Annotated in this window: 10 protein-coding genes and 3 tRNA genes; 9 read left to right on the top strand and 4 right to left on the bottom strand. The window is 38.8% G+C overall.

Going from position 1 to position 13,721, the window contains the following annotated elements; genetic code table 11:
• The first annotated feature begins 121 nt into the window (after window positions 1-121).
• A complete protein-coding gene (locus tag QZ562_RS15035; RefSeq protein WP_293761747.1) occupies window positions 122-2,971 on the top strand; it encodes a TonB-dependent receptor in 2,850 nt (949 codons plus the stop codon).
• 509 nt (window positions 2,972-3,480) lie between these two features.
• Here the strand turns inward: QZ562_RS15035 and QZ562_RS15030 are convergent.
• Complete coding sequence (locus QZ562_RS15030; protein WP_293761745.1) at window positions 3,481-4,395, bottom strand: LysR family transcriptional regulator; 915 nt, start codon at window positions 4,393-4,395, stop codon at window positions 3,481-3,483.
• Between the two features lie 79 nt (window positions 4,396-4,474).
• Between QZ562_RS15030 and QZ562_RS15025 the strand changes: the two genes are divergently transcribed.
• On the top strand, window positions 4,475-5,743 hold the full coding sequence (locus tag QZ562_RS15025) for an aminotransferase class I/II-fold pyridoxal phosphate-dependent enzyme (protein WP_293761743.1): 1,269 nt from the start codon (window positions 4,475-4,477) through the stop codon (window positions 5,741-5,743).
• A 78-nt stretch (window positions 5,744-5,821) separates the two neighbouring features.
• On the opposite strand, the gene QZ562_RS15020 is transcribed toward QZ562_RS15025, so the two are convergent.
• Both QZ562_RS15020 and nhaR read right to left on the bottom strand, forming a co-directional pair.
• Complete coding sequence (locus tag QZ562_RS15020; protein ID WP_293761741.1) at window positions 5,822-6,517, bottom strand: tellurite resistance TerB family protein; 696 nt, start codon at window positions 6,515-6,517, stop codon at window positions 5,822-5,824.
• A gap of 214 nt (window positions 6,518-6,731) precedes the next feature.
• Window positions 6,732-7,634, bottom strand: a complete 903-nt coding sequence (gene nhaR, locus QZ562_RS15015; protein ID WP_293761739.1) for a transcriptional activator NhaR — start codon at window positions 7,632-7,634, stop codon at window positions 6,732-6,734.
• A 171-nt stretch (window positions 7,635-7,805) separates the two neighbouring features.
• Here nhaR and QZ562_RS15010 point away from each other — a divergent pair, with 171 nt between their 5' ends.
• Window positions 7,806-8,180 carry an HPF/RaiA family ribosome-associated protein gene (locus QZ562_RS15010; RefSeq protein WP_293761737.1) on the top strand — a complete coding sequence of 125 codons (375 nt, stop codon included), beginning with the start codon at window positions 7,806-7,808 and terminating at the stop codon, window positions 8,178-8,180.
• Here QZ562_RS15010 and QZ562_RS15005 read toward each other — a convergent pair.
• A complete protein-coding gene (locus tag QZ562_RS15005; protein WP_293761735.1) occupies window positions 8,177-9,259 on the bottom strand; it encodes an FAD-dependent oxidoreductase in 1,083 nt (360 codons plus the stop codon). The two genes, QZ562_RS15010 and QZ562_RS15005, sit on opposite strands and share 4 nt — an antisense overlap.
• Before the next feature lie 681 nt (window positions 9,260-9,940).
• On the opposite strand from QZ562_RS15005, the gene uvrY reads away from it, so the two are divergent.
• The 6 genes from uvrY to QZ562_RS14975 all read left to right on the top strand — a co-directional run bounded on the left by uvrY (window position 9,941) and on the right by QZ562_RS14975 (window position 13,641).
• Complete coding sequence (gene uvrY / locus QZ562_RS15000) at window positions 9,941-10,585, top strand: UvrY/SirA/GacA family response regulator transcription factor (protein ID WP_293761733.1); 645 nt, start codon at window positions 9,941-9,943, stop codon at window positions 10,583-10,585.
• 13 nt (window positions 10,586-10,598) lie between these two features.
• A complete protein-coding gene (gene uvrC, locus QZ562_RS14995; RefSeq protein WP_293761731.1) occupies window positions 10,599-12,431 on the top strand; it encodes an excinuclease ABC subunit UvrC in 1,833 nt (610 codons plus the stop codon).
• Window positions 12,432-12,524: 93 nt separating this feature from the next.
• Complete coding sequence (gene pgsA, locus QZ562_RS14990) at window positions 12,525-13,088, top strand: CDP-diacylglycerol--glycerol-3-phosphate 3-phosphatidyltransferase (RefSeq protein WP_293761729.1); 564 nt, start codon at window positions 12,525-12,527, stop codon at window positions 13,086-13,088.
• A gap of 219 nt (window positions 13,089-13,307) precedes the next feature.
• A tRNA-Gly gene (locus QZ562_RS14985) sits at window positions 13,308-13,382 on the top strand.
• A 50-nt stretch (window positions 13,383-13,432) separates the two neighbouring features.
• Window positions 13,433-13,506: transfer RNA gene (locus QZ562_RS14980), tRNA-Cys, on the top strand.
• A gap of 47 nt (window positions 13,507-13,553) precedes the next feature.
• Window positions 13,554-13,641, top strand: a tRNA-Leu gene (locus QZ562_RS14975).
• Window positions 13,642-13,721 lie beyond the last annotated feature (80 nt).

Below are 13,721 nucleotides of genomic sequence, written 5' to 3'. Positions count from 1 at the left end.
CTTAAAAAACTGCGAATTGGAGGACAATTTCAAGCGGGAGAAACTGATGCTTTGTTTGATGTGTTAGAGTCTGGTTTTGGTGTTGAAATTACACGTATAAATAAGGGGCACGTGCAGTTAAATGCAAAATAGTTCCAACAAACCAATTAAAATTATGAATCCGAGTGGCGGGTTTTTGTTGTTCGTATGTTATATACCATTGGATGCTTCAAAATTTTTTTATTTATTGATTTTAAAATATTTTAGAAGAGTGTTTTCTTTTGGTTTTTTATTGATTTTTTCTGCGATAGTTAATGCTAGCGAACAAATAAAGTTTCAGTTCGATATACCACAACAATCGTTAGCTAAGTCCTTAAATGCATTGTCAAACCATACTAAAACACTGGTGTTGTTTCCTTACGACCTAGTTGAAAAACGTCAAGGCAACGCTGTTAAAGGTCAATTCACTTTGGTTCAAGCAATAGACCAATTGTTACTCCATACGGGATTGCATGGTGGCCTTTCTAAAAAAGAAGTAATGATGATTAGTGAACAGCAAACTCTTTCACATAAAAACACACATAAAAACACACATAATAATAATAGGAACAAAAAGATGAAAACCAAAAAAAGTATATTAGCTACCACATTGGCATTTTTATTTTCAGGAGCAACGGTTTCAGGTAGTGCCTTAGCACAAGACGCAGCTCAACAAAGTCAAGATGATCAAGCCGAAGTTATTTCTATCCTCGGAACACGTGGCGCACCCAGAACGGTCACCGATTCACCAGTGGCAATAGATGTGTTTTCTGGAGAAGAATTCACAGCAAATGGTAACACTGCTGATATTACGGATAATCTAAAATCCTTAGTACCGTCTTTTACCGCAACGCCAGCAACCGGAGATGGTAGTGCATTTATTCGCCCTACTTCTTTACGTGGTATGGCGCCAGATCAAACACTTATTTTGGTAAATGGCAAACGTCGTCACCGTTCTTCATTGGTACAGTTTTTTGCACCTGCTGCTGGAAACGGTGCTCATGGTGTTGATATCGGCATGATCCCCAGTATTGCGCTTAAAAGTGTAGAAGTTCTGAGAGACGGTGCTGCTGCACAATATGGTTCAGATGCCATTGCTGGTGTTATGAACTTCCAACTGAAAGATGCTAGCGAAGGCGGCAGTGTAGTGGCTCAATTCGGTGAGTTTTATGAAGGCGAACAAAGCTTTATAGTAGGTGCCAATGCAGGTTTTGCTTTAGGCACGGATGGCTTTTTTAATATTAGCTTTGAAACGAATGATAACGAAGCTCTTTCTCGTGGTGTTCAACGTCCCGACGCACAACAGTTAATTGATGACGGTGTTCAAGGTGTGGGTTCAGATTCACCTTTTGGGGATGAACCTTTTGCACAAACTTGGGGCCGCCCAGAAACAAGTGGTACTCGTGTAGCATTTAACTCAGGTTACGAAATAAGTAATACTGCTGAGTTGTATATGCATGGTGGTTATGCAGACACAGACGGTCGCTATCGCTTTTTCTATAGAAATCCTGGTCATAGCACGCTAACTAACGTTGATGGCCTTCCGGCTGGATATACTCCTTATCTTGATGGTGCACAAAAAGATCTTAGTGTTGTGGCAGGAGTTAAAGGTGAAACTAGCTCAGAGTTTACCTACAATTTCAGCGCTGGTTTGGGTAAAAATGAATTATCTTATTTCCTAAATAATACTGTCAACACGGGCTTAATTGTAGGTGGAAACCCAGGTCAAAGAGATTTTGATATGGGCGGTTACGAGCAAGAAGAAGTTAACTTAAATGCTGATTTTTCTATGCCTTTAACGGATAATGTTTATCTTGGTTTTGGTGCAGAATGGCGCGAAGAGACGTTTACTACCGTTGCAGGTGAAGCTGCAGCATTAGTTGGTGCTGGTCCTAGCGGTATGACAGCTGTAACTCCTGCGGACGCAGGTGAATTTAGTCGCGATAACATCGCTTTATACGCGGATGCTGAATTTAACGTATCAGACGACTTCTTAATCCAAACAGCATTAAGATATGAAGATTTTTCTGATTTTGGTAGTACTGTTAACGGTAAACTTGCCGCCAGATATCATTTGAATGATGATTTTGTGATGCGTGCTTCTTTGTCTTCAGGCTTTCATGCACCTACACCAGGTCAAGCCAATGTTAGTACTATTATTACTACCTTTGATGGTTCAACTGGTTTACAAGTTGAAGAAGGCTTATTACGTCCTAATAATCCTGTTGCTATTGAAAACGGTGCAAAACCTTTAAAAGAAGAAGAATCACAAAGCTTCAGCTTAGGTCTTACCTATAGTGGTTTTGAAAATGGTAATTTAGCACTTGATCTTTATAAAACTAATGTTGACGACCGTATTTATCGTACTGGTGATATTGCTTTAGAAGCAGGTGGTTCCGTATCATTTTTCACCAATGCACTTGATGTAGAACATCAGGGTATTGACGTGGTTTATACCACATCAATTGACTGGGGTAACGCTCTGAATACTAAGTATACATTTGCTTATAACCACAACACTATTGATGTGGTAGGTCAGTCTATGGTGAATGGTACTTTTCCGGTCAGTGATTCCTCTATAGAAGACATCGAAAATAATTACCCAGAGAATCGGTTTGTTGCTACTGCTGTGACAGATTTCTCTGAAAATTATCAACTAATGTTACGAGCCAATTTTTACGGTGAACATTATGATGAGCGTGGCACAATTGATAATGCAAGTTCACCAAGTGCTCTGGTTGATTCAGTCATGTTTTTTGATATGGAATTGAATTATTTTGCAACAGATGATCTTACTCTAACGGTAGGCGCCTCAAATATCTTTGATGATTATGTTAAAGAAATTGGTACTGATAATGCTAACCGTCTAAGTGTAGGGCTACAGTACCCACGAAGAACGCCTGCTAACTACGAGGGTGGTTCTTGGTATTTACGTGCTAAATACCAGTTTTAACGTTTAGAAGATAAGCTTCAGGTAACATATTGGCCTGAGGCTGCATTTTATATTTTCTAACTTAGTATCAAAACGACCTACTTTAATCAAAAGATTAAATTAGGTCGTTTTATTTTGTGGTGTGATCGATGCTAGAAAATATTCTTGACCACAATATAAAGTTATCTCAAAAAATCTAAATTAAAAATTAAAATATTATTCAGTCAGTTCAAATTTTTAATCATGTTTATTCTTGTATTTACCCTCAAAAAGCAGTTAAAACTATTAGTTAAGCAATATACTTATGCTCGCACTTATCTCATTAAAGCTTTGGCGATGATAAAACTGGTTTTGAACTAGTCCATTAAAATTAATTGAAGTCGTTACATTAAATAATTATGGTGTTTTTCTTTGATGTTGGGCAATTGCAATTGGAATAATATTTTCAAACTGGCACGTTGTGTTTTTCAAATAAACACCACAAAATAGCTATTGCAGGAGCAAATTTTTGGCTCTAACTGAATGATTAATTATTGAGGCGATAAACATTGTGGTTTTAGTTTGCCTGCTCTTTCAAGTGTCGTAGCTGTCTTCACAAATGCGGCTGCCGCAGGAGATAAATGATGCATGTTCTGCATTGCTAAACCTATTTCTCTTTTCACAACAGGAAACATCGGTTTGATTAAGTAGGCGCCCAGTTTTCCTTCCAGTTCACTAGGTATGGCTAGCTCTGCTGTAATTGACACACCAGCGCCGTAAGACACCATGGATAGCATACTTATAATTTGAACATTGTTATAAATAATATTTTGTTCAATCTTCGATTGCTTGAACAGTTCAGTTACCATTTTTCCAGTTGTGCCTTCTGTCAAAATGAAGGGGAATTCACGTAATTCATTTAAGTTTACTTGAGTTTTGACGGCTAACGGATGATTAACTGGCAGAACCACGGATAGTGTATCAGTGGTTAAATAAATGTGGTCCAATTCTGACTCAGGCAAAATAATACATCCTAAATCTACTTTTCGAGCAGCAACCCACTCTTTGACTTTATGATCTTCCCCTTCTTCTATATATACTTTGATATTAGGATATCGCATTTGATATTCGGATAAGATAATTGGTAACAGTTTGGCAGAAAACGAGGGTCCAAAAGAACCTATTTTTAATACCCCTTGTTGAACACTTTTTATTTCATTAGCGGTGTGTTTTATAGACTCAAACAACCCCAATATCGAGTGTGCTTTTATTAATATATTAGAACCAACCTCAGTCAAAACAATCTCGGCTTTACCTCTGAAAAATAAATCGACACCTAAATCTTTCTCAATTGATTTTATCGCATGAGATACTGCAGATTGACTAATGCCCAGCATCAATGCTGCAGTGGTAAAGTTGTTTACCTGTGCAACGGTAACAAACGCATGTAGTTGTGCTGGGGTCATGAGTGAATGCTCATTATACTATGTATAGTGATTAGAACTATAAATGGTAAACTTTAATAAAAACAGGAATTATTTCATTATGTATCGCCAAATTTCACCTTCAAGTACTTTGTTGTTGAATGAACAATCTGCCGCGATTGAAAAAAATGGAAGACAGGTATTTAGGTTTGGATTTGGTCAATCGCCATTCCCAATTTCAGATGTACTAAAAACAGCCCTCATAGAACATGCTTATCGAAAGGAATACACGCAGGTGCAAGGGTTACAAGCGTTGCGTAATAAAGTGGCTGAATATCACTCTGTTTTTGAAAAACGTAAAATTAACGAAGACCAAATTTTTGTTGCCCCAGGTTCAAAATCGCTCCTATATACTATTATGTGTGCCTACACTGATGCAGCTGTGCTTATACCTGCTCCTGCATGGGTATCTTATGCGCCACAGGCAGAATTAATAGGTCATGCAACACTGATGATGCAAACCAGTTTTGCACAGCGTTACAGAATTACTCCTGACATCTTAGAAAGGTCCTTATCTGAAGCGGCAAAAAATTATCAAAGCTTACTGGTCATTCTAAACTCTCCCGGTAACCCAGATGGACTATGTTACACAGCAAAGGAGTTGCAGGCGCTAGCAGTAGTTCTAGAAAAATACCAAGCAAAGGTAATATCCGATGAAATATATGCGCCACTTCAACATGATAATCAACATGTCAGTATTGCCAGGTATTACCCGAAAGGAACGTTTGTTACTTCAGGTTTATCTAAATGGGCTGGTGCAGGGGGGTGGCGCTTAGGTATTGCTATTTTGCCTGAAGATTGTGATAGCCAATTAAAAGACGCAATGTTAGGGATTGCATCTGAGACTTATTCCTGTGCCTCTTCTCCTATTCAATATGCTGCTATCACGGCTTATTCTAATAATGTGACGATGAGTTTATATGTGCAGCATCAAAGGACAATTCTCAAAGCAGTAGGTTTGTATATTCATAAGGCCGTCATTGATGCAGGTTTGCATGCTCACGCCCCTGAGGGGGGATTTTATCTTTTGCTTGATTTCACCGCTTATCGACAATCACTAAAAGCTATTGGACTTAATACTGATTCAGAAATTTGTAATAAAGTGTTGGAGGATGTGGGTGTCGCATTATTGCCAGGTATATCGTTTGGTCTTTCACCCAAAGCTCTGTGTGCACGCCTAGCTTATGTTGACTTTGATGGTACTCTGGCGTTGGAAGATATTAGTGAAGGTGAATGGTCAGAAACGTTGACTATTAAACATGCACAGAAAATGTTACTGGGCATAGAAAATTTAGGGAGATACCTAAAGCAAATAGATCAAGACAACTAATATCTAATTACAACTAGTATTGAGTAGGTATAACCCTAGGGCATCACGGTTATACCTAATGTCATTTTAAACGTCCAACTAATTCAAGACCCTCTGATTATCCAAAGCCTGCTTAGCTTGACTTTTAATCTGTATAGCTAGATCCAAAGGTAATCCTAGAGCACTGGCCAGCTGATTTAAATAGGTATGCTCAGCTGTGTTATCTAAGTCAATCGTTAAACAAGAGGCTAAATACACTTCAGATTTTTGCTCCATACCTTGCGCGCCATGAGCTAACTCCTCAATATAAATCGGCTGTCTTAGCAATTCAAAAACTAAGCCTTTCATCTCACTACTCAAGTTCATCTGTTTTACGGCGTCGAAAATTCGTTTCTGTTCTGCTTCATCAATGTGTCCGTCAGACTTGGCTGCACCAATCATCGCTTTTATTAAAGTAAGCTGGAAATCTTCCGAAATCTTAGTTGATGCCACTTGATCGCCTGAGTAATGCAGCGGCGGTGTTGTACTTTGAAGTGACGATTGTTGGTTGTTCTGTTGCCAATTTTTATAAGCTTTAAAAGCGATACCACCGATTAAAGCCGCTCCACCGACTGTGGCGGCCTTTCCAGCAAACTTTCTACCTTTTTTACTTCCTACTAGAAGACCCATTACGCCGCCGGCTGCTGCTCCTCCCATTAGACCAGAAGTAAGACCACTACTTTTAGTATTTTGACGAGTTGATGAACCACTAGTACTCGAACCGGTAAACTGATTTAGTAAATTTTGAAAATTCATGTGGCGACATCCTTAAATATGAGTATTGAAACTAAGTATCAAATACTAGTACTTGGCACTCTATGAAAACACATGATATTTATTACCGAAGCACAGTAAAAGTCGTATTTTATTTAAGTAAAGTTCGAAAATAACGATGTTTATAATTAAATGTCGTCTGCCTATACAATGATGCAATGCTTACCAAAAAGGATGTTTAAAAAATGTTGGAAAGTTATGCAAATAAAAATGTGCGAGCAGTATCACAAATTGCTGCCACGGCTGGGTGTTTTACTTTTCGCTCAGCGGTAATCGCATAAAACGTTTGTTTAATTGCTTCGACCTTGCCAACGATTTCTACATTAAAGTTAAAACATACTTCTTCTGCAATAATGGTCGGCATAAAAAATATCCCAAGTCCCGCTTGTCCAAAAGATTTCATTAAAGCGCTATCATCAAACTGACCACGAATATTTGGATATATTTGTTGTTCTTCTAACCAGTAATCCACTGAGCGGCGAATGGCATACTGAGACGTTGGTAACAACATGGGCGCATGATTAAGAGAGTGGGGAAAACCAGGTCTATATTTTTCTGCTAGTATTTTGCTAGCAAAAAAGGTCAAACTACTCTCGCCGAGTTTGTGATTATATGCTTTGATGCTTAAAGACCCAGTCAAAGGTGTATCACTAAGCACCATATCTACTTTGTGGATGGCCAAATCAGCTAGGATATTTTCGACGGGCCCTTCACGACTTGTTAGGCTAATGTCTTGATCAATTTGTAATCCAGGTTCAATAATCTTTTGTACAATTGTTTTTGGTAACGCACTGGCAGCACTCACTATGAATTCAGAAGGCCCTATTTGAGGGTTACCGCGCAACACATCGCCTAGCTCTCTGCCCAAATCAAAAATTTCATCTGCGTAACTCAACACTAAACGACCCGTTTCGGTTAAACGTAATCCGCGGCCTTCTCTAGAAAATAGCTTATTTCCTATACTATCCTCTAACAGTGACAGCTGGCCACTAATCGTCTGTGGAGTGATATGTAACTTTTCACTAGCTTTAGCAATACTGCCTTCATGAGCCACCATCCAAAAGTAATGCAAGTGCTTATAATTAAAGTTAACAGCCATTTTTACACCTCAGTAATCAAGTTTAGTCATCGATTTAAACGATGCATTGATAAATTATAAACGAATTTTTCTTTGTATTGTATGTTGCTAGATTAATTTAGCAACATGCAATTATTACTTCATATCATTGTGGGGTAGTGATCACATTATCGTAATTGAGAGGTTTTCTTTATGTTAGTTCATATTCAATCTAGACATTTTTCTCTATCCACAGCCTTAAGTAAGTATATAAAAACTAAGTTGCAAGTCATGCTGGGTAGATATGAAGCGAAGATTATCAGTCTTAATGTCAGTCTATTTGACATTAATGGTCCTAAGGGTGGCGAAGATAAGTGTTGCAAAATTGTCATTAAGATTAACGGTACTAGTTCGATTGTGGTGCAAGAAACCGCTGTAGATTTGTACGTTGCAATTAATACCTGCTCACGTCGAGCGAGGAGGGCGGTCAAACGCCAACTAAGTGTGCATCCAAGAGCAAGAACAAAAATCAGCGATGTTTTACTACCAATTGACGAAGACCCTGATTTACAAAATACGATTATTTAACGAAACAATTGAGAGATGCAAGTGTCAACTGCGTTAATCGCGCCCTCTAAATATCCTGGATCAAGAGCCGCAAATTCACTTCCAATAAAATGTAAGTGAAGTTTAGTTAGTTCTTGTTGATGTTTTGAGATTGTAAATTCTGGGTGTCGAGACGATTCAAGCCTATCGCTTGCAGTACAAGTGAAATGATCAGTTGCCCAATCTTTAAAATAACATTCGGTAAAATCATTTGCATCAGGACCATAACAAGATACCAATTGTGCCAAACAGGCCTCTTGTAATAGTTGCTGTGTCATCTGGCGTCTGCGAGAGGCAGGCCAGCCGATAAAACCAAATAAGCCATGGCTTTGATGAACATCAGTTGACGCATCATGAATTTCAACCATTGGCCCTGTTTGACTAAATATTTGCCCTGAAAGTCCTTGTTCACGCCAAAATGGTGTGGCGTATGTCACTACAAATTTAGCTTGACCCGCCATCCAAGTTTGTGACTGTTTAAGGTCGGTTAATAGTAGCTTAGATCCCCACTGTTTGTTGACAAGATATGGGGCAATGATCCTCGGTGGCATAGCTAACATTAATTCATCGGCAATAAAATGTTTCTCAACGCCATTGTGCGAGACTGATAATTGCCACAAGTTTGATTGTCGTTCAATATGTGTCACTTGATGATTAAGTTGTATATTGTTCTGAGTAACGGTGTTTTGTAAAGCAGAAAGTAAAGCCTGACTACCGCCTTGAATTTTGAACAACTGCAGGCCAACCGAGTCTTTGATGCGGTTGGGTGGTCGATGTAAAGACGTTTGATAAAGTACATCTCCGGTTGAATACTGTTCAAAAAGAGAAATGCCAAGTTGTGCGGTCAAACGTTGTATCTTTTTTTGATGAGGAAAGATCCACGCAGGGCCTAAATCAAAGTGGTGATCTGTGTTCAATTTATTTTTAGCACCTAAAATGCGCCCTCCCAACCTAGATTGAGCTTCAAGAAGTACAAAAGGAATATGTTGCTGTTCGAGTAAGTATGCAGCGTACAAGCCGGCTAAACCGCCTCCTACTATAATAACTTTCTTATACTTCAAATGATTTCCTAAAAAAATGTGGTGCTGAAAATATAGAATTTACACGACTTAAGAAAATAAACTATCTTTAGACAAGCTTGTGAGGTTAGTTTTGACTTGTATGCTTGTAAAGTGATCCGCATACAATGGAAATTGTGAAGCAAGAAGGCCTAAAGATGTCTTAGAAATAAGCGTTAATAAAAGCAATAAAATAAACTTGGTTTTGGTTAACGCAGTAATTTTGGCTCTTTTTTGTTAAAAAGTAGATATGAGAGAAAGCAGTAATAGTGAGTATAGTGTTAAGCGATAGTAAATTTTTAGTTAAGTAACAGTATCTCCATAACAATTTATTAACATTCAAGCTAATAAAGTCGGTATTAGTGACTTTCAGTATGGTTTTGTTAGTTAATCCTTTATGCTCTTGTTATGGGTAATGTTCATTGATACATATGATCATCAACAATCAAAACAAAAATCATTCTGAATTAAAAAAGGTTATTACCGATATGCCGTTGAATTGTCGTTGCGGCGGAAAACCTAGCAAACCAAAGGCAATCCCAGAATGTAAAAATAGATGGATTATTCAGTGCCAAGTTGACCAATGTTATGCATATAATATTGGTCAAGGATTGACAGATACGATCCAAGGTTGGAATCGACTCAGCACACATTTTTACCGATAAAAATAAAGAGAAGATTACCTTGATTAAACTTTTGTTAGTAGATGATCATGAATTAGTCAGAACAGGTATACGTCGTATTTTGGAGGACGTACCTGATTTTGAAGTAGTGGGAGAAGCCACTAACGGCGAAAACGCGGTTAAGTTTTGTCGAAACCATGCACCAGACTTAGTTTTAATGGATATGAGTATGCCAGGTATCGGTGGGCTAGAAGCGACCAAACAAATTCTTCGTTTTTCTGAAAATACCCGTGTCATTGTTTTATCTGTACATAAAGAAAACCCGATCCCTGCTAGAGTTATGCAAATGGGTGCGTTTGGTTATTTAACCAAAAATTCTGACCCTGAAGAAATGATCAAAGCTATTTATAAAGTTGCTGCTGGGCAAAAATATATATCACCTGATATTGCCCAACAAATTGCACTTGGGCAACTTAATTTAAATAATAGTAATCCTTTTGAGCAATTGTCAGAGCGAGAGCTCGAAATTACTTTGATGCTGACTAAAGGTGCGAAAGTTCCCGATATAGCTGTATATCTCAATATCAGTGCTAAAACAGTGAACACTTATCGCTACAGAATGTTTGATAAGCTTAACGTCAGTACTGACGTTGAACTGACCCATCTGGCATTGCGGCATAAATTGATATTGACAGACCAATTATAAGTTTAGGACGTCAATGAGTAGCAATACTGTCGAACCTTTTGACCACCAAGCCTTCCTCAAAAATCTGACTAGCCAACCGGGCGTTTACCGGATGTATAATCAGAAAGAAGAAGTCATTTATGTGGGTAAAGCAAAAAACCTGAAAAAGCGAGTGGCTAGTTATTTTCGAAGTACTGTTGATAGCATCAAAACTCGGTCACTAGTCAAACAAATATGTGAAATGGATGTCACTGTTGTGCACAGTGAAGCCGAAGCTTTCATACTTGAAAACAACTACATAAAAAAATACAAACCTCGGTATAACGTATTACTGAGAGACGATAAGTCTTATCCTTTTATCTTTTTATCTGACCACTCTCATCCAAGATTAAGTAATCACCGAGGCCCTAAGAAGCTTAAAGGTGAATATTTTGGACCTTACCCGAGCGCTTGGGCAGTCCGCGAGAGTTTGCGAACTATGCAGCGCTTGTTTCCAATTCGCCAATGTGAAGACAGCTATTACCGTGCTAGAACCCGTCCATGTTTGCAGTATCAACTAGAACGATGTGCAGGTCCTTGTGTGGAGGGATTAGTCAGTGAACAAGAGTACGCACAACAAGTACAATACGCGCGGCTATTTCTAAAAGGTAAAAATAAACAGGTTATTGACTCGTTAGTTGGTAAAATGGAACAAGCCAGTATCGACCTTAGATTTGAGACTGCAGCAAAGTATCGCGACCAAATTGGCGCTTTAAATAAGGTACAGGAACAACAGTGGGTCAGTGGTAATCAACAAGAAATGGATGTATTCGGTTTTGCTTATCGCAACGGTATTGCCAGTATTCAAGGTCTGTTTATCCGAGACAATAAATTATTGGGTAGCAAAAGTTTTTACCCAAAAGTACCGGCACAATCTAGTGATGCAGAGGTGTTTCAATCTTTCGTTTTACAGTTTTACCTTGCAGGTAATAAAGTTATTCCCCAACAAATTGTGATCCCATGTGAGTTAGAAGAACAAACCGCAATCGAAGATATGTTAACTAAAGAAGCGGGGCGTAAGATTCAATTTTACAAGGGGGTAAGAGACGAAAAACGTCGATACCTCGATTTAGCGAATACTAATGCTGAAACTGCTCTAGAGTCGCGCCAAAATCATCAAAAATCTGTATTTGCTCGTTATATAGAATTAGAACAAATTTTATCATTTGAACAACCCATTCAACGCATGGAATGTTTCGATATCAGCCATACTTCCGGGCAACAAACTGTTGCGTCCTGCGTGGTGTTTAATAGAGAAGGACCTTATAAAACTGATTATCGACGTTACAATATTGAAGGTATTACTCCCGGTGATGATTATGCTGCTATGGCTCAAGCTCTCGCAAGGCGTTACCGAGATGTAAAAGACGAGAGTAAAATTCCAGACATATTGTTTATTGACGGCGGCAAAGGGCAACTTTCTCAAGCAGAAGACTACTTCGAAAATTGGAAACAAGATAAAAAACCTTTATTAATTGGGGTCGCTAAAGGCACCAGTCGAAAAGCAGGCCTAGAAACACTGATAATGGCAGGTAGTCACGCTACCATTCCTATGGCTGCTGATTGTGCTGCGTTACATTTAATCCAGCACATACGTGACGAGGCACACCGTTTTGCCATCACAGGTCACAGACAGAGACGTCAGAAAGAAAAAACCACCTCGAAACTACAATCAATTCCTGGAGTGGGTGCCAAAAGAAGACAAAGTTTACTTAAGTATATGGGCGGTTTACATGGAATATTGCAAGCTAGTAAAGGTGAAATTGCTAATGTACCGGGTATCAGTGGAGACCTTGCCGAAATTATTTATAACCATATTCATAATTGAGCTTTGAATTTATCTTTAGCTTGTGGGTTAATAGCGTTGTTTTAAAGCCCTAAATTATTCATTTTACGAGTACAGGGAATACAGAGAAGTTATATGTGGACCATTCCTAATATTATTACCATCGTTAGAGTTTTACTTATCCCAGTGTTTGTCTTTGTCTATTTTTTAGACTGGAAATGGGCACATCAAGCCGGTGCGTTTATATTTTGGTTTGCAGCTATCACAGACTGGGTTGACGGTTATCTAGCAAGAAAGTTAAATCAAACCACCGCCTTTGGTGCTTTTTTAGATCCAGTAGCCGACAAACTTATTGTAGCTGCCGCCTTATTATTAATTACACATAGCTATGAAACAGCTTGGATAACTGTACCTGCTATTTTATTAATGTCTCGAGAAATCTATATCTCAGCGTTAAGAGAATGGATGGGACAACAAGGCAAACAAGACTTAGTGAAGGTATCTTTCATAGGCAAATCCAAAACCACAGCGCAAATGTTAGCTTTAATAGGCCTACTTTCTGAAATGGAATATTTTATGGGCATACAAATATATTGGGTGTCATTAGGTTATATATTTTTGTATTTCGCGGCCATCCTTTCATTTTGGTCAATGCTTGTTTATACCAAAGCTGCGTGGGACGATCAAAAAAACCCTTGATTTGGCTACTTTTAAACACCACTTGTGCAAATTTAGCGCGTTTAAGCCAAAATTCAGCCAGTCAGTTCAAAAACCTAGTTTTTGTGGTTGACACCTTAGACTTTGAATGTAGAATGCAGCCTCAGATTTAGGGACACGAAGCGAAACACTGCGAAGCAACTTAGGTCAGACACATGGATGGATGAGAAGATAGGTGTAAGGGTTACACAGTTAGACGAAGCGGGAATAGCTCAGTGGTAGAGCACAACCTTGCCAAGGTTGGGGTCGCGAGTTCGAATCTCGTTTCCCGCTCCAAATTACTTTTAAATTAAAACCTAAAAGTAACATAAGATATTTAGCGGAATGGCGGAATGGCAGATTGGCTATGCAGCGGATTGCAAATCCGTGTATCTCGGTTCGACTCCGGGTTCCGCCTCCAAATATTCTTATTTATACCAGCTTGTATTTATACAAGACCCCCCCGTTGCCCGGGTGGTGAAATTGGTAGACACACGGGAGTTAAAATCCCTCGATCGTAATGGTCGTGCCGGTTCAAGTCCGGCCCCGCGCACCACATCAACGTTGTATACCATACTTTTATGTCTATCTACTGCACTACACAGTGATTTGTATTGCCGCTTTACTCCAGCACGA

It is taken from the genome of uncultured Paraglaciecola sp., from assembly GCF_913058035.1.
Classification (GTDB): Bacteria; Pseudomonadota; Gammaproteobacteria; order Enterobacterales; family Alteromonadaceae; genus Paraglaciecola.
Note: the sequence above shows the minus strand (reverse complement) of the source record. Positions and strands in the feature narration are given on the sequence as shown.